Source organism: Collimonas sp., assembly GCF_035566555.1.
Classification (GTDB): Bacteria; Pseudomonadota; Gammaproteobacteria; order Burkholderiales; family Burkholderiaceae_D; genus Collimonas.
In genome coordinates this window covers 19,321-42,248 of the sequence record NZ_DATMRB010000038.1, presented here as the reverse complement: position 1 = coordinate 42,248, position 22,928 = coordinate 19,321, and the positions used below count along the sequence as shown (strand labels likewise).

Sequence of the window (22,928 nt, the reverse complement as noted above, 5' to 3'; positions counted from 1 at the left end):
ATGTGGCTGTGTCAGGACGGCTTGGAGCGGCGACGGCCGCCGCGCCTGAACAGTGAAAACAGTATAAATACCACGATCAGCGCTGCCGCCGCCAGTCCCACCGGCAATAATGTGATCAGGGGCGAGGCTGGTCCCCCCTGGCGCTGCACTTTGACCTGCTCCGGCGTGATCGGCGGCGTATCGGCATGGCCGTACTGCTTGACCACGTAGTTGGCCAGCATGGCGATCTGGCCGTCATTCAGGTGGCCGGCGAAGCCAGGCATGAAGGTTTCTTCCTTGGCGCCGCGGCGTTGCACGCCATTCAAGATCACCATCAGCAGGTTGCCGGGATCGCGGGCGCCAACCACGCTGTTGTTGAACAGCGACGGATAGTAGCCGCCGACCACGCCGCTGCCGCTGGCAGAGTGACAACTGGCGCAGTTGCCGCTGAACAGCTCGGCGCCGCCGGAAGCATTGCTGCTGACCGACACCGCGGCAATGCCGCGGATTTCGGCATCGTCGTCGGCCGGCTGGCCCCAGGCATAACGCGGCTTCTTGTCGGCAGCATCGCTGACCGCCGGCGCGCTGCGCAGATAGGTGACGATCGCTTTCAGGTCGTCATCGGTCAGGTACTGCAAGCTGTGTTCGATGGCTTCCGCCATGCCGCCTGCAGCCGAGGCCTTGCCTGGCACGACGCCGGTTTTCAGGTACTGCACCAGTTCCTCGTCCTTCCAGCCGCCGACGCCGCTGACCGGATCGGGGCTGATGTTGAACGCGGTCCAGCCGCCCAGCTGGGCGCCGCCAAAGGAGCGCTTGAGATCCAGCCCCATGGTCAGGTTGCGCGGCGTGTGGCATTCCTGGCAATGCGCCAGGCCGTTGACCAGATAATTGCCGCGGTTCCATTCCGGGCTCTTGGCCGTATCCGTCTTCAGTTCGCCCGGCGTGAAATTGAACAGGTTCCAGCCGGCCATCAGCCAACGCTGGTTAAGCGGGAAGGGCAATTTGTTTTCCGGCATTTTTTGCTGTATCGGCGGCAGGCTGAACAGATAGGCCTTGATCGCCAGCACATCGTCGCGCGACAGCTTGGTGAAGGAAGCGTAAGGGAAAGCGGGGTAGAGCCGCTTGCCTTCATCGTCGATGCCTTCGTGCAGCGCGCGCACGAACTGGTCGTCGCTCCAGTCGCCGATGCCGGTTTCCTTGTCGGCCGTGATATTCGGGCCGTAGATGGTGCCGAACGGCGTCGCCAGCGGATAGCCGCCGGCAAAGGGCTTGGCCGGATCGACCGTGTGGCAGGCGATGCAGTCCGCGGCCTTGGCCAGGTATTCGCCGCGCTTGATCTGGTCAGCGTTGGGCGCAGTGTTGGCAACCGCGTCGGCGGCAAAGGCGCCATGCACCAGGCCGGCCGCCAGCGCCAGGCCGCCGCACCAGGTAGAGATTTGCGAGCGGGCCGTCATAGCACTGTCCTCAAGGTATCGGCGATGCGCAGCGACAGGGCGGCGATCGTCAGCGTGCAATTGACCGTGCCAGCCACCGGCATCACCGCGCTGCTGGCGATGAACAGATTTTCATGGTCGTGCGAACGGCAATGGGCGTCGACCACCGAATCGCGCGGATCGCCACCCATGATGACGGCGCCCATGATGTGGTTGTTGGGCGCGAAATCGTCGTCGAACTTGACTTCGGTGCCGCCGAACATGGCGGCGATGCTGGCATAGGTGTCATGCGTCATCACGGCGCTTTTCTTGACGTAGTCGTCGATCGAATAAGTGATCTCCGGCTGCGGAATGCCGAGCGCGTCGCGCTTCTCGCCGCTTGGCCGTATGCGGTTTTCCGGATTCGGCAAGATGTCGTGGAAGCTGTTGATGTTGACCGTACGCGCCGCGCGGCGGCGGATTTCCTGGTTCAGCTTGAGGCCGACCAGGCCATCCTTCAAGGCGCTTTGCGCAGCATGGTTGGTCTGCGCCATATTGTTCAGGTGCAGTTTCTTGGCGGCGTATTCCGCACGGAAAGGACCATCGCGCATGTCCACCATGGAAGTCATTTCGATCGGTCCGCGCCCCGGCCACAAATCTTCATTGGCGAGGAAGGTGACACCGGTGCCGGGATGGTCCATCAGGTTGCGGCCGACCTGGTCCGAGCTGTTGCCGACGCCGTTCTTGTGCTTGTCGTCGGTCGAGATCAGCATCAGCTTGGGAATCTCGATGCCGTTCGCCGCCAGTACGAAATACTTGCCGGTCACCCGGTGGCTGGCGCCGTCCGGATCCTTGTAGTGGACTGCGCTGATGCGTTCCTTGGCATCCACCTCGATGCGGTAGACAACGGCGTCGGGCAGCACCCTGGCGCCGGCTTTTTCTGCCTTCTCGACGTGGATGATGCCGCTGTACATGGCCGCGATCGGGCAGATCGGCATGCAGTTGTTGTTGCCGCAGCAGTTAGGCCGCTCATCGTAGGCGCGGCTGTTGCGCGCCACCGGCTCCGACACCACCTTGTGGCCGTTGGCGTTGACCACGGCGCTGAAGCGCTGGTCGTTCCACGACAGCGGCAAATGATCCATCGGATAGGGCTGCTTGCGCGGCGAACCGAGATCGGTGCCGTCGTTGGGGCCGGACACGCCCAGCTCGACTTCGGCCCGGTAGTAATAGGGTTCCAGTTCGTCGTAGCTGATCGGCCAGTCGCGGCCGACGCCATACAGCGTTTTCATGCGGAAGTCGTTGGGCAGGAAGCGCCAGGCGGCCGCGGCCCAGTGCCAGGTAGTGCCGCCGACCGCGCGGATGTACTGCGAGTTGTACTTGTGCGTGCCCTTGAGAATCAGGTAATTGTTTTCCGGCGTGTATTCGGGATGCGGCGCATATTTGGTGGACGGGTAGGGCACCATGAAATCGTCTTTGCTAGGCGTGTTGCGATAATTTTCAACGATGCGCCAGCGCTCCAGCCGCGGCCCGGCTTCCAGCACCAGCACCGAGGCGCCGGAAGAGGCCAGCTGATGCGCCACCAGGGCGCCGGCGACGCCGGAACCGACAATCACTACATCTGCAGACAAGTTGTCAGCCATGGTCAAGCCCTCGCTTTCAATACTGCCGGCTGGGTCACCCAGTAGCCGGGAGCGGCACGGCAATAAGTCGGCACGACGACTGCATCGCGCACCTGGTCGAACATCAGCGCCTGCTCGAAGGCGATCACCTTGGCGCCTCCGGTCACGCCGCCGTCGCCCACCACGCCCAGGTACCAGGCGCTGACGATACGGTGCAGCAGCAGCGACAATGCGCTATCGCTGGCGACTGCCGCAGCCAGGTTATCGACATCCTGGATCTTGTGATCCTGGCTGTATTGCCACAAGGCCGCCGCCTGCTTTTCAAACTCGATCGCCTGCGTGCTCAGTGCGCTATAAATCCTGGCGCCGGTGCGCGGATTGAGCTTGGGGCTAGCGGTCAGCAATGCCGACAGAGCCATGAAGTTTGATTGTTGCTGATTGTTAGCGCCAGCGGGAGGGGCGGCAGGAGTGATACTCTGGGCTGAGGCTTGCTGCAGCCAGTGGGGGATGCTCATCATGGCGAAACTTGCGCCGGCCAGCAACATGAGGTTGCGTCTGCTGGCGGAAAACCCGCCATTGCCGAGGGTTTTGCTGATGGGCTGGTTGCTTGATCGCTCGTCGACTACTAGTGGACGTTGCTTCATATGGCTAGTCCTTTCTGCCTTGGGGGTAGCCTGATTATACTCAGCAAAGCAAATCGATGTTGCGCCTTTCTCCAGTCCTTGGAAAACGCGGCGCAGCGGCTACACTGGTAACATTTGATTTTTGCATGCGCGCTTTTTTACAGAATTCCAGATCATGAAACCCATCGCTCCCGGCACCGTCATTTTCCACCGCTTCCGCGGCTACGGCGTCATCACGTCGGTCAATCTGCTGACCGGCTGGGTCTCTGCGCGTTTCGGCAGCGAGAAGCGGACCCTCGATCTGAGCCTGTCTTCAGACGAATTGCAGCATGCGGACGGCGAACCGATCCTGTTCCGCCGGGCGCCGCCGGACCGCATGCCGCATGCGCGCCTGATGGCGATGGTGCGCGAACTGCATGACGCCGGCTATCAGCGCCTGTACCTGTACAGTTGGCCCAAACCCTCCGGCCTGCACTGGCGCTGGCATCTGTTCTGCGGCCGGCGCAGCTGGATGGAAAGGCCGCGGCGCGAAGGCTGGTACGGCTCCGGCGCCGACTACAACTTCAATCCCATCATGGGCTGGGGCGACCAGCCGGGCGCCAGCGTGCCCGAGCTGGCCAGCGCGCTGGCCCAGTTCGATCCGCACGGGCTGGCGCAGGCGCTCGGGCGCGATGAGGACCATAGCAACTGGTTTGCCAAGGTATGCGACGCCTTGCTGCCCGATTACGCCTTCAGCCTGGGCTGGAGCGAAGGTCCGATGCCGGACAGCCTGCCGGTGATCCTGGTACGCCAGAACCTGCCGGAATACAGCGGCCCGCCGCTGCCGTGGCCGCCCGGCTGGCAAGGCATGTGGCGCGACACCACGCTGGCGATGCCGGCGGCCAGGCTGAACAAGCTGATCCTGCCGAACGGCGCCGACGACGACTGATTCAACCGTAGGGTGGGCATCCATGCCCAGGCGTGACCTGCGCACCTCTACCGTCCATGCAGCTCAACCGTCACGCGTGGGCACGTTGTGCCCACCCTACGGCAGCAGCGCGTCCGGGTTCAAGACATTCTTCGGCGTGCCCTTGGCGAACTCGACCACATTCTGGAAAGCCGCGCGGAAGTACAGCTCATAGCTGTCCTTTTCCACATAACCGAGATGCGGCGAAGCCAGCACATTCTCCATCCTGAGCAGCGGCGAATCCGGCGCCAGCGGCTCGGTTTCATACACGTCCAGCGCCGCATAGCCGGGCCGCCCTTGCTGCAGGGCCGGCAGCAGAGCGCCTTCCGCCACCAGTTCGGCGCGGCTGGTGTTGACGAAAATCGCGCTTGCTTTCATCTGCGCCAGGTTGGCGGCTTCAACGATGCCGCGGGTGGCGTCGTTCAGGCGCAGATGCAGGCTCAGCACATCCGCTTCGGCGAAAAACTGCTGTTTCGATTCTGCGGCCTGATAGCCGTCCGCCAGCGCGGCGGCACGGCTGGCGTCGCGCCCCCAGACCAGTACCCGCATGCCGAACGCCTTGCCATAGCCGGCAACCATGCGGCCGATTTTTCCATAACCCCAGATCGCCAGCGTGCGCCCCTTGAGCACGGTGCCCAGCACATTGTTTTGCGGCAGGGCCGAGACCGATTGCCATTGTCCTTCCTGCAGATTGCTGACGTAGCGCGGGATGCGGCGGCTGGCGGCCATGATCAGGGCCCAGGTCAGTTCGGCAGGCGCGGTCGGATCGCCGACGCCCTCGACGATGGCAATGCCGGCCGCGGTGGCGGCTTCGACATCGATATGGCCGCTGACTTTGCCGGTTTGCGAGATCAGTTTCAGCTTCGGCAATTTTTGCAGCAAGGCCTTGGAAAAACTGCTGCGTTCGCGGATCAGCACCAGGGCCTCGAAATCGGCCAGGCGTATCGCCAGCTGGCCCAGGCCGCGAGCAGAATTGTTGAACACTTTGACTTCGTGGCCATCCAACAGCTTGAAGCAGTCGAGATGGCGGACGCAATCCTGATAATCATCCAGTACGGCAATTTTCATAGCGGTTTTTCAATCAAAAACGGTGAAAAAACGGCTGTCGCGTAATAAAGCAACAGCATCCGGAAAACGGGAAATACCTTACTACAATAGTTGGTCATTTTCACTACAAATCGGGTGTACAATCGGCCGACTTTTCCACCACAATGTACATAAAATAAACAACTTCAGGCCGCGGTGTGCCGCCTTTGGCAGCAATAAAACCGGGTACTGATCGTTATCTGAGACCTGAGCATTATTTCATTTTTTGCCGCTCGCAGTGAGCGCAACGCATTCCGCCAGCCGGCCGTGTTCCGCGATCCTTTCCGCGGCTCCCCCGGGCAGGCAACAGCAGATTTCTTTATTGGTATTGGAGGTAAGTAGTCATGAATCAACCCCGTATGGGTGGCATCGCCACACTTAATGCGCCGGCCTATGTCAAACAGCAAAAGCTGATCAGCTGGGTCGCCGAAGTCGCGGCCCTGACCAAGCCGGAGCGTATCTACTGGTGCGACGGCTCGCAAGCCGAATACGACCGCTTGTGCAGCGAAATGGTCGCTGCCGGCACCATGAAAAAACTCAACCAGGAAAAGCGTCCGAACAGCTACCTGGCCTGCTCCGATCCGTCGGACGTGGCGCGGGTGGAAGACCGCACCTTCATCTGTTCCGCGCAGAAGGAAGACGCCGGCCCGACCAACAACTGGACCGATCCCGCGGAAATGCGCAACACCCTGCATGGCCTGTTCGACGGCTGCATGCAAGGCCGCACCATGTACGTGGTGCCGTTCTCGATGGGCCCGCTGGGTTCGCCGATTGCACACATCGGCGTCGAACTGTCCGACTCGCCTTACGTTGCCGTCAACATGCGCATCATGACACGCATGGGCAAGGCAGTTTATGACGTGCTCGGCAGCGACGGCGACTTCGTGCCCTGCGTGCACAGCGTCGGCGCACCGCTGGCAGCCGGCCAGAAAGACGTGGCATGGCCATGCAACCCGACCAAGTACATCGTCCACTATCCGGAAACCCGCGAGATCTGGTCCTACGGTTCCGGCTACGGCGGCAACGCCCTGCTCGGCAAGAAGTGCTTCGCCTTGCGCATCGCTTCCACCATGGGCCGCGACCAGGGCTGGCTGGCAGAACACATGCTGATCCTTGGCGTTGAATCCCCTGCCGGCAAGAAGCATTACGTGGCAGCGGCTTTCCCGTCCGCCTGCGGCAAGACCAATTTCGCCATGCTGATTCCGCCGGCCGGTTTCGAAGGCTGGAAAGTCACCACCATCGGCGACGACATCGCCTGGATCAAGCCGGGCGCCGACGGCCGCCTGTACGCGATCAATCCGGAAGCCGGCTATTTCGGCGTCGCTCCCGGCACCAACGACAAGACCAACTTCAACTGCATGGCGTCGATGCGCGAAAACACCATCTTCACCAACGTCGCCCTGACCGACGACGGCGATGTCTGGTGGGAAGGCATGAGCAAGGAAGCGCCGGCGCATCTGATCGACTGGCAAGGCAAGGACTGGACGCCGGCCATCGCCAAGGAAAGCGGCGCCAAGGCAGCCCATCCGAATGCCCGCTTTACCGTTGCGGCTACCCAGAATCCAGTGATCGACGCTGCCTGGGACGATCCGGCCGGCGTGCCGATCTCGGCTTTCATCTTCGGCGGCCGCCGCTCCACTACCGTGCCGCTGGTGACGGAAGCCCGCAACTGGGTGGAAGGCGTCTACATGGCGGCCACCATGGGTTCGGAAACCACCGCAGCGGCCGCCGGCCAGCAAGGCATCGTGCGCCGCGATCCGTTCGCCATGCTGCCGTTCATCGGCTACAACATGAGCGACTACTTCCAGCACTGGCTGAGCCTGGGCGAGAAACTGGCAGGCAAGGCCGAGTTGCCGAAGATTTTCTGCGTCAACTGGTTCCGCACCGGCGCCGACGGCAAGTTCGTCTGGCCTGGCTTCGGCGACAACATGCGCGTGCTGAAATGGATGCTGGAGCGGCTGGACAGCGCCAGCGCGGCCAGCGCTGGCGGCGTCGAACATCTGTTCGGCGTCACCCCGCGCTATGCCGACCTGAGCTGGGAAGGATTGGACTTCAGCGAACAGCAGTTCAATACCATCACTGCGATCGACAAGGCTGCCTGGCAGGCCGAGACGGCGCTGCACACGGAACTGTTCGAGAAGCTGAAATACCATCTGCCGCAACAGCTGGCCGATGTGAAGCAAGCGCTGGAAAAACGCCTGGCTGAATAAGGCTGCCGTGCCGCAAAACAAAAACGCCCGCAATATGCGGGCGTTTTTTTATGCTGCGTGCGGCGTCAGTTCCGGTCAAAAAAATCCCTGCTGTCACATAGGCAGCAGGGCGAATCCTTCCATCGCAGGAAAGAGGAGACGTCAAAAAATCTAAAAACCGTACAGCCGGATGCGGCGTATTACAGGCCGTTCAGGCCCATCCAGGCCAGCACGCGGCTGACTTGGGCGCGCAGCCATTGCATGACTGCAAAAGTCGGGAAGCCGTCTTCGTCGTGATAAATGTATTGGTGCATGGCGAACTCCTTAAGGTTAATCGCGGCCAGCCAGCATGCGCAGTTCGGCGGCCAGGTTAGGCTGGCTGACGGCCTGGTCATTAGCCAGGCGGCGCATCAATTGCTGCCCTTTGAACTTGCTACGGGCGATCCGCTGTTCCAGCGATTTGCGCGGCTTGATCAGTATCAAGGCTGCACGCAAGATCCCTATCCAGAGCGGCTTGAAAACCACCATCAAGGTCGCCAGTGCGCCTAAACCCAGCAAGGACCGGAGCGCGGTTGCAGCGGCTGCAAGCAGCGCCGATGCATCGAACAGGGCCATTTCGGCTGGCAGAGCAAAAGCGAATAAAGACATACTGACTACGTTTCAATGATGTTGTTGCATTGCAGTATATTGATTGCCTGAACATGCCGCCAATTTTGATTTTGGATATCAGTTATGTGTTCGACGAATAATGAGCGCACCCTGGGGGAAATCCTGGCGCCTTCCTTATCTATTCAATGTGTGTAATATGAAGCTTATGGAGGGAGAATTCGATTTTCTTGATTTTCCTCATGGAAACCATTTTATATATCAGACATAATTTAATCTGATAAGAAGGTTATGCGGCAACGCAATATTCTGGTGCATCTTGAATTCTGTCATTGCGCTTTCATATAACAGTTATAGAATCTGTGAATATTTCTTGCGGAGCAAATAATTTCCGCGGCCTGGCCAGCCAAAAAAATTAACCAAAAACAATCAACCCACTAATTCCAGACATGAGCTTTCTAACGCTTGATTTGAACTTGCTGCGCGTCTTCGACGCAGTCATGACCGAGCAAAACCTGACACGCGCCGCCAGCCGCCTGGCGATGACGCAGCCGGCGGTATCGAACGCCCTGAAGCGCCTGCGCGACACGCTCAACGATGAATTGCTGATCCGCACCGCACATGGCGTCAAGCCGACCCAGCATGCGGAAGAACTGTGGCCGGTAGTACGGCGCGCCCTGACTGACCTGGAAACCGCCATCACGCCGGAGACTTTCGACGTCTCGCGCGCCCACACCACCTTCCAGATGGCGATGGCGGACGCCACCGCAGCGCTGTGGCTGCCCGCGCTGGTGCGCACCATCGAACGCAATGCACCGCAAATGAACATCCGCATGGTGCCGCTGACCACCCGCGATCCGCGCCAGATGCTGCTGCGCGGCGATGTCGACCTCGCGGTGGGCTTTTTCCCGGGTGTGGCGGCGCAACTGGCCGGCGGCCAGACCACCAGCGCCTCGCCGATACACCATGAGCGCCTGTACACCGGCGAATACGTGTGCGTGATGCACAAGAACCATCCGCTGGCGAACCAGGTGCTGACGCTGGATAACTACTGCGCTTCGCATCACTTGCTGGTGAGCTTTTCCGGCCGCGCCCATGGCTTGATCGACGAAACCCTGGCGGCGATGGGACGCGAGCGCCGCATCCTGCTGACCGTCAACCAGTTCTTCACCGCCGGCCGGGTGGTCGCCAGTTCCGATCTGCTGACCGTGCTGCCGCGCCACCTGATCGGCGCCACCGGCATGACCGACGTGCTGGTGGCGCGCGAGCTACCGTTTCCGACGCCAGCGGTGCATGTCGACATGCTGTGGCATGAACGCGATGCGCGCAATCCGGCGCATAAATGGCTGCGCGGCCACTTGAGCGAAACCGCGCATGAGAAATTCAACCTGATCGATCCGGAAGACGAAGATTAAGAACGGTAGGGTGGGCAGCTATTTGTGCCCACGCGGAGTCGCGAACCGGTTATCCGCGTGGGCAAAAGAGCTTGCCCACCCTACGGTTCAAGACGACGTGACCGCGGTTTCACGCTGGAACTGCGAGAGTTGCCGGTACTGCTGCTCCAGCAGTTTCGGAATCGCCGCATAGATCGGCCACAGGCGGCGGTACAGCGCCACGTTCTCGGGAATCGGCACATGCCGGTGAGTGGAGCCGACCATGGCGCCGATGACGTCCAGCGAATCGACTTTGCCCAGCGCATACAGGCCGAGCACGGCGGCGCCCAGGCAAGACGACTCAACGCTTTCCGGCACTACCACTTCACGTTCGAAAATATCCGCCATCATCTGCCGCCACAAGGCCGAGCGGGCGAAGCCGCCGGTCGCCATCATGTGGGTGGTCGGCCCGATCAAGTCTTCCACTGCTGGCAAAATGCTGTACAGGCTGAATATCACGCCTTCCAGCGCGGCGCGGATCATGTGCGGCTTGCCGTGGTGCGTCGCCAGGCCGAAATACGAACCGCGCGCGTCGGCGTTCCACAAGGGCGCGCGCTCGCCCGCCAGGTAGGGATGGAACAGCAATCCTTCTGCGCCGGCGCGCACGCCCTCGGCAATCTTGGTCAAGGCATCGTAAGGATCGTGCCCGGCCTCCTTGGCGGCGGCGGACTCGGCCGTCGCCAGCTCCTCGCGCACCCAGTGGAAAATACTGCCGCCATTGTTGGTGGGACCGCCGACCACCCAATGCTTGGCGGTCAGGGCATAGCAGAAGGTGCGGCCGGCGGGATCGGTCAGCGGCTTGTCGATGACGGTCCGCATCGCCCCGGAGGTGCCGATGGTGACTGCTACCTGGCCGGGACCGATGGCATTGACGCCGAGGTTGGAAAGGACGCCGTCGTTGGCGCCGATCACGAACGGCGTCGCCGGCGCCAGGCCGAGCTGCTGCGCCACTGCAGGCGCCAGGCCGCTCAGGTGATGGGTGGTCGGCACCAGCGTCGACAATTGCGCCGGGCTGATGCCGAGCATGCGTAGCGCGCCTTGGTCCCAGTCCAGCTGTTGCAGGTTGAACATGCCGGTGGCGGAGGCGATCGAATGATCGACCAGCCAGGCGCCGAACAGGCGGAACAGCACGTACTCTTTCATGCCGACAAAACGCGCGCTGCGCGCGAACAGTTCTGGCTGGTCGTGCCGCAGCCACATGATCTTGCACAGCGGCGACATCGGATGGATAGGCGTGCCGGTACGCAGATAGATCTGGTGGCCGTCCAGCTCGTCACGGATGCGGTTGGCCCAGGCGCCGGCGCGGTTGTCGGCCCAGGTAATGCTGTTGCTGAGCAGCTTGCCGTCCTGGTCCACTGCAATCACGCTATGCATGGCGGCGCTGAACGACACCAGCGCGATCTGGCCAGGTTCGGCACGGCCGGTGCTGACGGCCTTGCTGATCGCAGCCAGCACGGCTTGATAGATCTGTTCGGGATCCTGCTCAGCCATGCCCGGCGTCGTGCATAGCAGCGGATATTCCACCGCGTGCTGCGCCACGATCCGCCCTTGAGTGGTAAACAGCACCGCCTTGGTGCTGGTGGTGCCGATATCTACGCCGAGCATGTATTCTGGCTGCTGCATGAACGTCCTCTTGATCTATGGATAGTGGCTAGACGGCAGGAGCCGGCCTGCGCCGGGCTCGACTGCCCAATTGTAGTACTTGTGCCGCGCTTGCCGAAGGCAGCGATGATACAACAGATGTTAGCGCTAACATTGTATCTTCAAGTAACTCCTGGGGAAGAGTGCCTGCGCAGCTAGTATCCTTACTCCAAGGAAACCATAACAACGCGGTACGGCTTGCGTGTAACATTGGACGGGCTGGCTAAATGGACAAGATTTGCGGACAAAATCCGCAGACGCGATCCGCCGCCCGACGCAGATCAAGCAGGCAGGCTACCGACAATAAACAAAAACCACTGGCGATACGCCAAGTGCATAGAGACCTTAACCTTCCCATCATCCATGAACAGCCCGGAAATCAAGCAACAACGCCATAGCCGCGCCAGCGGCAGGGTCACTATCGTGGACGTCGCGCGGCTGGCGCGCGTCAGTCCGATGACGGTATCGCGGGCGCTGAAAACACCGGCCCTGGTGCAGCTGGAAGCGCGCGAGCGCATCAGCGCCGCCATCAAGCAGCTCGGCTATGTGCCGAACCAGGCAGCCAGCACGCTGGCTTCGGCCAAATCGCAAGTGATCGGCGTCATCGTGCCGTCGCTCAGCAACTCGGTATTCGTGGAAACCCTGACCGGCATCCGCGACAGCCTGAACCAGCACGGCTATAAATTCCTGATCGGCGAAAGCGGCTATTCGGCGGACAAGGAAAGCCAGCTGATCAGCACTTACCTGGCGCATGCGCCGGACGGCTTCCTGTTGAGCGGCATAGAGCAGCAGGATGCGCTGCGCGAGCAGCTGGCGGCGCACAACGTGCCGGCAGTGCGCATGTTCGATATCGATCCGCAAGGCAGCGACGTCACGGTCGGCTTTTCGCATGAAGAAGCGGGCTACAGCATCGCCCGCCACCTGATCGAACGCGGCTACCGCCATCCCGGCTTCCTCGGCGCCCAGCTCGATCCGCGCATGATGAAGCGGCGCCACGGCTATCGCCGCGCACTGGCCGAAGCCGGCTTGGCGACCGACATCGAAGTCCTGACGCCGGCGCCGTCGACAGTGGAACTCGGCACCAAGATGCTGGGCCAGATCCTGCAGCAGACCCCGGCATGCGATGCGATATTCTGCTGCAACGACGACCTTGCGCTGGGCGTGCTGTTCGAATGCCAGCGCCGCGGCCTCTCGGTCCCCGGCCAGATGGCGATCGCCGGCTTCAACGATTTGCCCTGGTCGGCCTACGCCAATCCCGGCATCACCACCATCGTCACGCCGCGCTACGACATCGGCTTCACCGCCGCCCAGCTGCTGATCAAGATGCTGCGGCGCGAAGCGGTGGAAAAAACCAGCGTCGATCTTGGTTTCAGGCTGGCGATACGCAGCAGTACCTGAGCATGCCATGCGGCCCGCACTGGCCGCATTTCCAAGTCCTATCTCGTCACTTGGCCGCCGCCGCTCCGGGCGCATTCTTGTTGATTACAAAATTGCCAGAACCTTCCGCTGTCGGGTATAAGTAAAACCCGAGCATGGCCGCCATCGGCATGGCGGTCAGCTCTCTGGATGCGATAGATATACGGACACTCTATATTGATGAAGAATCTGAAAAACCCCGCGCAAGAGACAAGTTATTACTTCCTCCTGATAGCAGCCGGCATGCTATCCATCTATATCTTCTTCTACCAGCAAATCAATTCCCATTTTTCCTGGACCTTCGGCGGCGACTACGATGCCGTGATTGAAGCTGTCCTGGTGTCTCACTGGTATCACGTTTTCGAATCCAGCCAGATCTGGAACCAGCCTCAGTATTTTTATCCCTACCAGGATGTGCTCGGCTATAACGACGGCTATTTTCTCTATGGCCTGATCGGCATTCCGTACCGCTTGCTGGGTTTCGATCTGCTGGTGACGCAGGAACTTGTGCACATGACGGTCAAGGCGATCGGCTTCGTTTCCATGGCCGTCTTCCTGGGACGCCTGCAGCAAAAGAATATCGTGGCGCTGCTGGGCGCCGCCTTGTTCACCTTGTTTATCAATTCCTCGATACACGCCTATCACGGCCAGCTGTTCAGCGTCGGCTTTGTGCCCTTGCTGGCGGTGCTTCTGCTGGAAGCGGTGCGCAGCGTTTTTGCACAGCAAAAGAAAGCCATGCTGCTGTACGGCGCGGCCTTTTCCCTCATGTATGGCGCCCTGCTGATCACCGGTTTCTACATGGCGTGGTTTTTCGGTTTGTTTGTCATCGTTTATGTCGCTTGCTATGCCTGCCACGACTTCCAGAAAGTAAAAGAATTTTTCAAGCTTGCCCTGTCTGCAAAATACCAGCTGGCGTTCGTCCTGCTGGTTTTCCTGCTGGCGATCGCTCCCTTCCTGTATGTCTACTTGCCGAAGCTGAAGGAGACCGGCGGCCAGGGTTACGGCAGCCAGATTTTTTACAGCCTGCATCTTGCCGACATGCTCAACTATGGCAAAGGCAGCCTGCTGTGGGGACGTGTCTTTGAGTTTTTCGACCAGCGCTTCCCAGGGATGTGGCGGCCAGGCGAATTCCAGGTCGGGTTCACGCCGGATGTTTTCATCCTGTCGGCAGTCATCATCTTTGCCTTGATCTTGAAAAAATCTCGAGCCAGTCCACTATGGTTCAAGGTGCTCGCCTGCGCTACCTTGGTTGCCATGCTGTTGCCGCTCTCGTTTTCGGGCCACTCGCTGTGGTTCTTCGTGCGTTCATTGATCCCGGGCGGGCGCGGTTTGCGGGTCATCGCCAGGTTCTATATTTTCCTGGCTTTCCCCGTTTCAGTGCTGATCGCTGTTTATTTTTCCAGCCTGTGGAATTTATTTCAGAAAGCCAGAATCCCGATTCTCTTGCTCTTGACGCTAGTCTGTTTCGGGCAGATCAATACGCAAAAAGAAATCGGCCTGGATGTGAAAAAACATATGGCGCTAGTGGGCAATGCAGCCCCGGCACCCAAGGATTGCAGGTCTTTCTTTGTCCACAATCCGGTCCCGAAATCCAATGATTTCATCACCAGCATATACGGCCAGAATGTCCAGGCGATGCTGCTGGCAGATACTTTCGGCATTCCGGCGCTGAACGGCTTTGCGACCTTCAATCCCGCGGATTGGATCTTTGAAGACAGGCCCATGTATGTCTATCGTGTGGGCAATTACGTCAGGAACCACAGTCTGCAAGGCGTTTGCCAATACGATATCGGCAGAAATAAATGGCTGGGCGCGGATGCCATCGATTATCACGCCGAAATCGCCAATTATCAGAGTGGGGAAACGGTTGCATTTGCAAAGGATGGCGCAGGCGACAAGTTCGTCCTGGACGGCTGGTCAGCGGCGGAAGATTGGGGCAGGTGGTCGGATGGGCAGACCGCGACTTTGATCATGCAGGCGCCTGCAGCGGACAATCAATCCCTGGAGCTTGAATTTACTTCTCGCGCATTTCTGGCGCCGGCACATCCGGCATTGAATATTGCGGTTTCGATCAATGGCCGGAAGCTGGATACCTTCAAGTATCAATACCCCCTCGACGCCGGCGACAGCGTGAGAAAGCTGAAAATTCCTGGCGACCTGCTGACACAGGACAAAGGCTTGCTCAAGATCGCATTTGACGTGGAAAAGCCAGTCTCTCCGGCTTCACTGGGACTCAGCGCGGACAGCCGTAACCTGGGATTGGGACTGGTATCGCTGAAACTGCTTCCCGCAGTCGATTAGTCGACAACCTCAGCCGGGATCACGACGCAGCTGCTCATGATTCCGGCCGTGCCGCAGCAGCAGCATTTTCTTCTTAACCGCGCCGCACCCAGGTCACCTTGCCGGCGGCAATCCTCAGCGTACGCCGCGCTTCGTTGTAATCCATGGTGCCGGCGAACTGTTCGCCGTCGCGCTCGCCGATGCGCCAGACGCAGCCGGACAGCAGGGCCGTGGCTTCCTGTTCGGTCTTGCCGACCAGCGCGTTGTCGTCTTGTTTGTCAGCCGCGCAACCCGCGCCAGAGCTGGCAGCGTGGGTGGTGGCCGACGGCGGTGCGAGCGGTTCATTCATGGCGGTGCATCCTTGCAGCGCGGCGAAACACGCCGCCGCTAGTATCAGTCGGTTCATGGTCATTTTCCGTGGTGGCGATGCGGGGGATTTTCCATCATGACGCTGCATTTGACAATCGACGCGGCGCTCGCCGCAGAAGCCTGGCGTTCTTATGGCTTATTTCTGCGTATTTTCAACGTATCGGCAGCTTGGTGGTGTGCTTGACCTCTTCCATTACCGCATAGGTGTGCGTCTCGCGCACGCCCTTCAGCTGCAATAGCGATTTACCGAGGAATTCGCGGTAGGCGTTCATGTCCTTGACGCGCGCCTTGACCAGGTAATCGAAACCGCCGGCCACCATGTGGCATTCCAGCACTTCGGGGATGATCTGTACGCTTTGGCTGAAGGCCTCGAATACTTCCGGCGTGGTGCGGTCCAGCACCACCTCGATGAAGACCAGCAGGGCGACGTCCAGCAGCTGTGGATTGAGCTGGGCGGTGTAGTGCAAGATGTAGCCGGCTTCCTGCAGCTTGCGCACCCGTTCCAGGCAGGCAGCGGGGGACAGGTTGACGCGGGACGACAGGTCGACATTGCTGATGCGGCCATCGTTTTGCAGTTCCGCCAGGATTTTCTTGCTGATCTTGTCAAGCATGCACTATCTTCCGAAAAATTTTATTCGGTTAAATTTTCTCACCAATAACAAAATTTTGATAGCAGCCATTATTACCAGAATTAATCCATGCCGATGCCGCCTACAATCGAACATCTTGGCTTTCCTGGAAAGCCGATGAAGTCATTCAAAACAATGCTTCCCGGCAAACCGGGCGCAGGGCTGCAATGCCGGATTTCCCGCCGCCACAAGCGCGGGCGGTCCCGCTGTCGCCGCTTGTTTGAAACCATAGCAAGTTGACAAAACAAATACCCTTACAGAGACAACGCCATGCCGCCGCTACAGCCGTCATCCCAGCCATCCAGCACTACCCCTTCCCACGTTGCATCCAGCACTGCCTTCGCTGCCTTCCACGCAGAAATGATGGCCGACGCCACGCCGCTGCGCGCCGCCATTACCGCCGCCTATCGGCGCGACGAGACGCTGGCGGTGCAATGGCTGCTGTCCCAGGTGCAGACCAGCGCCAGCTCGCATGCCGCCAGCCAGACGCTGGCGCGCAAGCTGGTGCAGTCGGTGCGCGAAAAGCGCACCCGCGCCTCCGGCGTCGATGCCTTGATGCATGAGTTTTCGCTGTCGTCGGAAGAGGGCGTCGCCCTGATGTGCCTGGCGGAAGCGCTGTTGCGTATCCCGGATCACCAGACCGCCGACCGCCTGATCGCCGACAAGATCAGCAAGGGCGACTGGCGCAGCCACCTGGGCGAATCGCCGTCGCTGTTCGTCAATGCCGCGACCTGGGGCTTGCTGATCACCGGCAAGCTGGTCAGCACCAACAGCGAACGCGGCCTCGGCTCGGCGCTGACCAAGCTGATCGGACGCGGCGGCGAACCGCTGATCCGCAAGGGCGTGGATGTCGCCATGCGCATGCTGGGCAACCAGTTCGTCACCGGCCAGACCATCGCCGAAGCGCTCGGCAACAGCCGCGACAATGAAAAGCGCGGCTACCGCTACTCTTACGACATGCTGGGCGAAGCCGCGCTGACCGAGGAAGATGCGGCGGCCTACTATCGTTCGTATGAAGACGCGATCCACGCCATCGGCAAAGCGTCGGCCGGACGCGGCATCAAGCAGGGTCCTGGCATCTCGGTGAAATTGTCGGCGCTGCATCCGCGTTATTCGCGCGCCCAGCGCCAGCGCACCATGCAGGAACTGCTGCCGCGCCTGAAGCAGCTGCTGGTGCTGGCCAAGCAATACGACATCGGCCTCAACATCGATGCGGAAGAGGCGGATCGCCTGGAACTGTCGCTGGATCTGATGGAGGCGCTGGCCTTCGATCCTGACCTGGCCGGTTTCGACGGCATCGGTTTCGTGGTGCAAGGCTATCAGAAGCGCTGTCCTTTCGTGATCGACTACCTGGTCGACCTGGCGCGCCGCAGCGGCCGCAAGTTCATGGTGCGGCTGGTCAAGGGCGCCTACTGGGACTCCGAAATCAAGCGCGCGCAGGTCGACGGCTTGCCTGGCTTCCCGGTGTACACCCGCAAGGTTTACACCGACGTGTCCTACCTGACCTGCGCCCAGAAACTGCTCGCGGCAACCGACGTCATCTATCCGCAGTTCGCCACGCACAATGCGCATACGCTGGCCACCATCTACAGCTGGGCGAAAGAAAAGAACGTCACCGATTACGAATTCCAGTGCCTGCACGGCATGGGCGAAACCTTGTACGACCAGGTGGTCGGCAAAGACATGCTGGACAAGCCTTGCCGCATCTACGCACCGGTCGGTTCGCACCAGACCTTGCTGGCTTACCTGGTGCGGCGCTTGCTGGAAAACGGCGCCAATTCGTCCTTCGTCAACCAGATCGTCGACGAGAATGTCTCCATCGATTCGCTGATTGCCGATCCGCTGCAGGCCGCGCAGCAGCTGGGCGGCGAGCCGCATCCACAGATTGCTTTGCCGCCGGCCATGTTCGGCGCCGAGCGCAAGAATTCGGCCGGCCTCGATCTGAGCAATGAAGAAGTGCTGCGCCAGATCGACAGCGCTTTCCAGATTTTCGGCCAGCAGCAATGGCATGCCACGCCGATGCTCGGCGAGCTGCAAGCGTATAGCCAGGCGGCGCGTCCGGTGCTCAATCCCGCTGACCACCGCGACGTGGTCGGCAGCGTGATTGAAGCCAGCGTGGCCGATGTCGACAAGGCCCTGCACGCCGCCAGCGTCTACGCCATGGATTGGCAAACCCTGCCGCCGGCGGAACGCGCCGACAAGCTGGATCGCTCGGCTGCCCTGTTTGAAGAAAACCAGATGGAACTGATCGCGCTGGCGATCCGCGAAGCGGGAAAGTCGCTGCCGAACGCTATTGCTGAGGTGCGCGAAGCGGTCGATTTCCTGCGCTACTACGCGGCGCAGATCCGCCATACCCAGAACGCGCTGGCGCTGGGCCCGGTAGTCTGCATCAGCCCGTGGAATTTCCCGCTGGCGATTTTTGTCGGCGAAGTCAGCGCCGCGCTGGCCGCCGGCAATGTGGTGCTGGCCAAGCCGGCTGAGCAGACGCCGCTGATCGCCGCGCGCGCCGTGCAGCTGATGCATGAAGCCGGCGTGCCGCATGCGGCCTTGCAATTCCTGCCGGGACAGGGCGATACCGTCGGCGCCACGCTGACCGCCGATGCGCGCGTCAAGGGTGTGATTTTCACCGGTTCGACCGAGGTCGCGCAGATCATCAACCGCACGCTGGCCAAGCGTTCGCTGGAAGAATCGGTCGACCTGCCGCTGATCGCCGAAACCGGCGGCCAGAACGCGCTGATCATGGATTCCAGCGCGTTGCCCGAGCAAGTGGTGCAAGACGTGCTGAATTCCGCCTTCGACAGCGCCGGCCAGCGCTGCTCGGCCTTGCGCGTGCTGTGCCTGCAAAACGATATCGCCGACCGCACCTTGCATATGCTGAAGGGCGCCATGCAGGAATTGCGGGTCGGCAGCCCGGACCGCCTGGCGACCGATATCGGCCCGGTGATCGATGCCGACGCCCAGGGCCAGCTGCTGGCGCATATAGAAAAAATGCGCGGCACCGCCAAGGATTTTTTCCAGCTGCCGCTGCCGCCGGAACAGGCCAACGGTACTTTCGTGGCGCCGACCCTGATCGAAATCGGCTCCATGGCGGAGCTGAAGCGTGAAGTGTTCGGGCCAGTCCTGCACGTCTTGCGCTATGCCCGCAACGAGCTGCCGCAGCTGATCGAAGCGATCAACGGCAGCGGCTACGGCCTGACGTTGGGGATCCATTCGCGCATCGATGAAACCATCGATTACATCGTCGGCCATGCGCACGTCGGCAATATCTACGTCAACCGCAATATCGTCGGCGCCGTGGTCGGCGTGCAGCCGTTTGGCGGCGAAGGAAAATCCGGCACCGGCCCCAAAGCCGGCGGCCCTTTGTACCTGAAGCGGCTGCAGCGCAATCCGCTGGTGTCGCTGGGCGCGCACACGATTCATGCGCCGAACGCCGACGCGGCAATCGATACGCCGGTCCTGCAAGCCTTGCTGGGCTGGGCCAAGACCCACGGCCATCAACGCATCGCCGCGCTGGGCGAGGAATACATGCACGCCAGCTGGCTCGGCACTTCGCTGGTGCTGCCAGGCCCGACCGGCGAGCGCAACAGCCTGTCGTTTGCCCCACGCGGCGCCATCTTGTGCAGTGCGGACAATGTCGGCGCCATGCTGAACCAGCTGGCAGCGGTGTTCGCCACCGGCAATTTCCCGGTAGTGGAAACGGCAGCCGCGGCGATGATTCCGGAAGGTTTGCCGAAAGCAGTGCGCGCTGCCATCCGGATGATCGACAAGCTCGACGCCGACAGCGGCGCCGCGCGTTTGCAGCTGGCGCTGGTGGATGGCGCCGGCACCGGGCGCCTGCGCCCTTTGCTGACGGCATTGAGCGAGAAGTCGGGCGCGCTGGTGCCGCTGCTGGAAACCTCCGAGTACGTCTCGATTCCGCTCTGGCGCTTGCTGGCGGAGCGCGCGGTATGCGTCAACACCACGGCCGCCGGCGGCAACGCCAGCCTGATGACCTTGCAGGCTTGAATGCTGTAATGCACATTTGACGCGGGCGATGAAAAGCAGGCTGAACCTCGGTTCAGCCTGCTTTTTTTGGATCGCCGTTTTAGCCCGTCAGCCGCTGCACCGCTCTCCAACACGCTGATTCACGTCCGCCGTCGCTGCTCGCCGGATGCTGCGGCGCATCACCCGAGCGTCAAAATATCGCCGCGGCGAGGGCCTGTTATCATTTAATTGGGAAATGCATCCGGCAAAAACCTGCGATTCATGCATGTCTGGCAACTTCTTTGCACCAACATTGCTGCAAACGCATAAAGGATGCGTTTATCTGTTGTTGATAGTTTTTTCGAATTGAAATTGAAAAATAAATCAATTATACAAATTCCCCAATCTCATTTATTGTTGCTCTTTAGACTTCTCCAACCCAGCCTTAGTAAGGAAATTCTATGTCTTTGATTAATACCCACATTAAGCCATTCTCCGCAACTGCTCTCCATAACGGCAAGTTCGTGCCGGTCACCCAGGAAACCCTGAAGGGCAAATGGTCGGTATTCGTTTTCTACCCAGCTGATTTCACTTTCGTCTGCCCGACAGAACTGGAAGACCTGGCCGACAACTACGCTGAATTCCAGAAGCTGGGCGTGGAAATCTACGGTATCTCGACCGATACCCATTTCGCTCACAAAGCCTGGCACGACACCTCGGACGCGATCCGGAAAGTGAAATATCCGCTGATCGGCGATCCAACTACTACGCTGTCGCGCAACTTTGAAGTACTGATCGAAGAAGAAGGCCTGGCGCTGCGCGGCACCTTCGTGATCAATCCACAAGGCCTGATCAAGCTGTACGAAATCCACGACAACGGCATCGGCCGCGACGCGTCGGAACTGCTGCGCAAGGTCAAGGCAGCGCAATACGTTGCATCTCACCCAGGTGAAGTTTGCCCAGCCAAGTGGAAAGAAGGCGAAGCAACCCTGACACCATCGCTGGACCTGGTCGGCAAGATCTAATCCCCGCAAGTGTTTTACGGTCCGGACGCCAAACGGTGTCCGGACCTGCAGCACCCCAAATTTATTGTCACGAATGCAAGGAACCGCCATGCTGGATGCAAATCTCAAAACCCAATTGAAAAGCTATTTGGAAAAAATCGTGCAACCGATTGAGATCGTTGCGTCGCTGGACAACGGTGACAAGTCTCGTGAACTGCAAGCGCTGTTGCAGGAAATCACGGCGCTGTCGGAGCGCATCACGCTGATCGAGCGCAGCGACGACAAGGAACGCAAGCCCTCGTTCTCCATCAATCGCCCAGGCGTCGATAGCGGCATCCGCTTTGCCGCGATTCCAATGGGCCACGAATTCACTTCGCTGGTGCTGGCCCTGCTGCAAGTCGGCGGCCACCCGGTGAAACTGGATGAAGCCGTGATCGAGCAGATCCGCAACCTGGACGGCGATTATGTATTCGAAACCTATATTTCCCTGTCTTGCCAGAACTGCCCTGAAGTCGTGCAGGCCCTGAACGTGATGGCGCTGATCAATCCGCGCATCCGCCAGTCCACCATCGATGGCGCATTGTTCCAGGACGAAGTGGAAAAACGCGAAATCATGGCCGTGCCAACCACTTACCTCAACGGCGAAGTGTTCGGCCAGGGCCGCACCAGCGTCGAAGAAATCCTCGCCAAGCTGGATACCGGCGCCGGCGCCCGCAAGGCGGTCGAACTGAGCGCCAAGGCGCCTTACGACGTGCTGATCGTCGGCGGCGGCCCTGCCGGCGCGGCAGCGGCGATTTATGCCGCGCGCAAGGGCATCCGCACCGGCGTGGTGTCGGAACGCTTCGGCGGCCAGGTGCTGGATACGCTGGCGATCGAAAACTTCGTCTCCGTCCAGGAAACCGAAGGGCCAAAATTCGCCACTGCGCTGGAGCAGCACGTCAAGAGCTACGAAGTCGACATCATGAATGTACAGCTGGCGTCGGCCCTGATTCCCGGCAAGCTGATCGAAATCAAGCTGGCCAACGGCGGTTCGCTGAAAAGCAAGACCGTGGTGCTGGCCACTGGCGCCCGCTGGCGCGAAATCAACGTGCCGGGCGAACGCGAATACCGTAACCACGGCGTCGCCTACTGCCCGCACTGCGACGGCCCGCTGTTCAAGGGCAAGCGGGTGGCGGTGATCGGCGGCGGCAACTCCGGCGTGGAAGCGGCGATCGACCTGGCTGGCCTGGTGTCGCACGTGACGCTGATCGAATTCGGCGATGAGCTGCGTGCCGATGCAGTGCTGCAACGCAAGCTGCATAGCCTGAAAAACGTCACCGTGATCACTTCGGCGCAAACCACCGAAATCACCGGCGACAGCAAGAAAGTCAACGGCCTGGTCTACAAGGACCGCAAGAGCGATGCCGTGCACACGGTCGAGCTGGAAGGCGTGTTCGTGCAGATCGGCCTGGTGCCGAACACCGAATGGCTGAAAGGCACGATTGCCTTGTCGCGCCATGGCGAAATCGAAGTCGACGCCAAGGGCCAGACCTCGATCCCCGGCGTGTTCGCCGCCGGCGACGTCACTACCGTGCCGTTCAAGCAGATCGTGATCGCGGTCGGCGAGGGCGCCAAGGCGTCGCTGAGCGCATTCGATCACCTGATCCGCAGTTCGGTGTCGGATGAAGAAGATAGCGCCGCCGAAGCCGAGACTGCCACCGCCTGAGTCATTGGCTTGCAGTGCAAAAAAAGCT

At 60.5% G+C, this 22,928-nt stretch carries 16 protein-coding genes; 8 read left to right on the top strand and 8 right to left on the bottom strand.

Annotation, left to right across the window (positions count from 1 at the left end; translation table 11 throughout):
* Positions 1–11: 11 nt before the first annotated feature.
* The 3 genes from VNZ65_RS05845 to VNZ65_RS05835 are packed head-to-tail and all read right to left on the bottom strand — an operon-like array spanning position 12 to position 3,654.
* Positions 12–1,433 (bottom strand): cytochrome c, encoded by a 1,422-nt coding sequence (locus tag VNZ65_RS05845; RefSeq protein ID WP_325666992.1) that lies wholly within the window; start codon positions 1,431–1,433, stop codon positions 12–14.
* Complete coding sequence (locus VNZ65_RS05840) at positions 1,430–3,031, bottom strand: GMC family oxidoreductase (RefSeq protein ID WP_325666990.1); 1,602 nt, start codon at positions 3,029–3,031, stop codon at positions 1,430–1,432. The genes VNZ65_RS05845 and VNZ65_RS05840 overlap by 4 nt, the downstream gene beginning before the upstream one ends.
* 2 nt (positions 3,032–3,033) lie before the next feature.
* A complete protein-coding gene (locus VNZ65_RS05835; RefSeq protein ID WP_325666988.1) occupies positions 3,034–3,654 on the bottom strand; it encodes a sorbitol dehydrogenase family protein in 621 nt (206 codons plus the stop codon).
* A gap of 154 nt (positions 3,655–3,808) precedes the next feature.
* On the opposite strand from VNZ65_RS05835, the gene VNZ65_RS05830 reads away from it, so the two are divergent.
* On the top strand, positions 3,809–4,561 hold the full coding sequence (locus VNZ65_RS05830; protein WP_325666986.1) for an L-asparaginase: 753 nt from the start codon (positions 3,809–3,811) through the stop codon (positions 4,559–4,561).
* A 96-nt stretch (positions 4,562–4,657) separates the two neighbouring features.
* Here the strand turns inward: VNZ65_RS05830 and VNZ65_RS05825 are convergent, their stop codons facing one another.
* A complete protein-coding gene (locus VNZ65_RS05825) occupies positions 4,658–5,647 on the bottom strand; it encodes a D-2-hydroxyacid dehydrogenase family protein (protein WP_325666984.1) in 990 nt (329 codons plus the stop codon).
* A gap of 362 nt (positions 5,648–6,009) precedes the next feature.
* Between VNZ65_RS05825 and VNZ65_RS05820 the strand changes: the two genes are divergently transcribed.
* Entirely contained in the window at positions 6,010–7,875 is a 1,866-nt protein-coding gene (locus VNZ65_RS05820) for a phosphoenolpyruvate carboxykinase (GTP) (RefSeq protein WP_325666982.1), read from the top strand.
* Positions 7,876–8,184: 309 nt separating this feature from the next.
* Here the strand turns inward: VNZ65_RS05820 and VNZ65_RS05815 are convergent, their stop codons facing one another.
* A complete protein-coding gene (locus VNZ65_RS05815) occupies positions 8,185–8,502 on the bottom strand; it encodes a hypothetical protein (RefSeq protein ID WP_325666980.1) in 318 nt (105 codons plus the stop codon).
* Between the two features lie 407 nt (positions 8,503–8,909).
* Here VNZ65_RS05815 and VNZ65_RS05810 point away from each other — a divergent pair, with 407 nt between their 5' ends.
* A complete protein-coding gene (locus VNZ65_RS05810; protein ID WP_061945593.1) occupies positions 8,910–9,875 on the top strand; it encodes a LysR family transcriptional regulator in 966 nt (321 codons plus the stop codon).
* A gap of 87 nt (positions 9,876–9,962) precedes the next feature.
* Here VNZ65_RS05810 and gntK read toward each other — a convergent pair whose 3' ends face one another.
* Entirely contained in the window at positions 9,963–11,516 is a 1,554-nt protein-coding gene (gntK, locus tag VNZ65_RS05805; RefSeq protein ID WP_325666977.1) for a gluconokinase, read from the bottom strand.
* Positions 11,517–11,897: 381 nt separating this feature from the next.
* On the opposite strand from gntK, the gene VNZ65_RS05800 reads away from it, so the two are divergent.
* Positions 11,898–12,932, top strand: coding sequence for a LacI family DNA-binding transcriptional regulator (locus tag VNZ65_RS05800; RefSeq protein WP_325666975.1), 1,035 nt, complete (start codon positions 11,898–11,900; stop codon positions 12,930–12,932).
* Between the two features lie 261 nt (positions 12,933–13,193).
* The gene (locus VNZ65_RS05795) at positions 13,194–15,251 is read left to right on the top strand and encodes a DUF7024 domain-containing protein (protein WP_325666973.1); all 2,058 of its coding nucleotides are present in this window, start codon (positions 13,194–13,196) and stop codon (positions 15,249–15,251) included.
* A gap of 73 nt (positions 15,252–15,324) precedes the next feature.
* On the opposite strand, the gene VNZ65_RS05790 is transcribed toward VNZ65_RS05795, so the two are convergent.
* On the bottom strand, positions 15,325–15,636 hold the full coding sequence (locus VNZ65_RS05790; RefSeq protein WP_325666971.1) for a hypothetical protein: 312 nt from the start codon (positions 15,634–15,636) through the stop codon (positions 15,325–15,327).
* Between the two features lie 115 nt (positions 15,637–15,751).
* Positions 15,752–16,210, bottom strand: coding sequence for an Lrp/AsnC ligand binding domain-containing protein (locus VNZ65_RS05785; protein ID WP_061945582.1), 459 nt, complete (start codon positions 16,208–16,210; stop codon positions 15,752–15,754).
* Between the two features lie 288 nt (positions 16,211–16,498).
* Between VNZ65_RS05785 and putA the strand changes: the two genes are divergently transcribed.
* The 3 genes from putA to ahpF all read left to right on the top strand — a co-directional run bounded on the left by putA (position 16,499) and on the right by ahpF (position 22,900).
* Positions 16,499–20,233, top strand: coding sequence for a trifunctional transcriptional regulator/proline dehydrogenase/L-glutamate gamma-semialdehyde dehydrogenase (gene putA, locus VNZ65_RS05780; protein WP_325666968.1), 3,735 nt, complete (start codon positions 16,499–16,501; stop codon positions 20,231–20,233).
* A gap of 419 nt (positions 20,234–20,652) precedes the next feature.
* Positions 20,653–21,216 (top strand): alkyl hydroperoxide reductase subunit C, encoded by a 564-nt coding sequence (gene ahpC / locus VNZ65_RS05775; protein ID WP_325666966.1) that lies wholly within the window; start codon positions 20,653–20,655, stop codon positions 21,214–21,216.
* Between the two features lie 88 nt (positions 21,217–21,304).
* Positions 21,305–22,900 carry an alkyl hydroperoxide reductase subunit F gene (ahpF, locus tag VNZ65_RS05770; RefSeq protein WP_325666964.1) on the top strand — a complete coding sequence of 532 codons (1,596 nt, stop codon included), beginning with the start codon at positions 21,305–21,307 and terminating at the stop codon, positions 22,898–22,900.
* Positions 22,901–22,928 lie beyond the last annotated feature (28 nt).

Bases quoted from the DNA above. Each gene is read 5' to 3' on its own strand.
- VNZ65_RS05845 (WP_325666992.1), bottom strand. From the start codon at position 1,433: ATGACGGCCCGCTCGCAAATCTCTACCTGGTGCGGCGGCCTGGCGCTG.
- VNZ65_RS05785 (WP_061945582.1), bottom strand. From the start codon at position 16,210: ATGCTTGACAAGATCAGCAAGAAAATCCTGGCGGAACTGCAAAACGAT.
- VNZ65_RS05815 (WP_325666980.1), bottom strand. From the start codon at position 8,502: ATGTCTTTATTCGCTTTTGCTCTGCCAGCCGAAATGGCCCTGTTCGAT.
- VNZ65_RS05825 (WP_325666984.1), bottom strand. From the start codon at position 5,647: ATGAAAATTGCCGTACTGGATGATTATCAGGATTGCGTCCGCCATCTC.
- VNZ65_RS05835 (WP_325666988.1), bottom strand. From the start codon at position 3,654: ATGAAGCAACGTCCACTAGTAGTCGACGAGCGATCAAGCAACCAGCCC.
- ahpF (WP_325666964.1), top strand. From the start codon at position 21,305: ATGCTGGATGCAAATCTCAAAACCCAATTGAAAAGCTATTTGGAAAAA.
- gntK (WP_325666977.1), bottom strand. From the start codon at position 11,516: ATGCAGCAGCCAGAATACATGCTCGGCGTAGATATCGGCACCACCAGC.
- VNZ65_RS05790 (WP_325666971.1), bottom strand. From the start codon at position 15,636: ATGAACCGACTGATACTAGCGGCGGCGTGTTTCGCCGCGCTGCAAGGA.
- VNZ65_RS05840 (WP_325666990.1), bottom strand. From the start codon at position 3,031: ATGGCTGACAACTTGTCTGCAGATGTAGTGATTGTCGGTTCCGGCGTC.
- ahpC (WP_325666966.1), top strand. From the start codon at position 20,653: ATGTCTTTGATTAATACCCACATTAAGCCATTCTCCGCAACTGCTCTC.
- putA (WP_325666968.1), top strand. From the start codon at position 16,499: ATGCCGCCGCTACAGCCGTCATCCCAGCCATCCAGCACTACCCCTTCC.
- VNZ65_RS05810 (WP_061945593.1), top strand. From the start codon at position 8,910: ATGAGCTTTCTAACGCTTGATTTGAACTTGCTGCGCGTCTTCGACGCA.
- VNZ65_RS05830 (WP_325666986.1), top strand. From the start codon at position 3,809: ATGAAACCCATCGCTCCCGGCACCGTCATTTTCCACCGCTTCCGCGGC.
- VNZ65_RS05795 (WP_325666973.1), top strand. From the start codon at position 13,194: ATGCTATCCATCTATATCTTCTTCTACCAGCAAATCAATTCCCATTTT.
- VNZ65_RS05800 (WP_325666975.1), top strand. From the start codon at position 11,898: ATGAACAGCCCGGAAATCAAGCAACAACGCCATAGCCGCGCCAGCGGC.
- VNZ65_RS05820 (WP_325666982.1), top strand. From the start codon at position 6,010: ATGAATCAACCCCGTATGGGTGGCATCGCCACACTTAATGCGCCGGCC.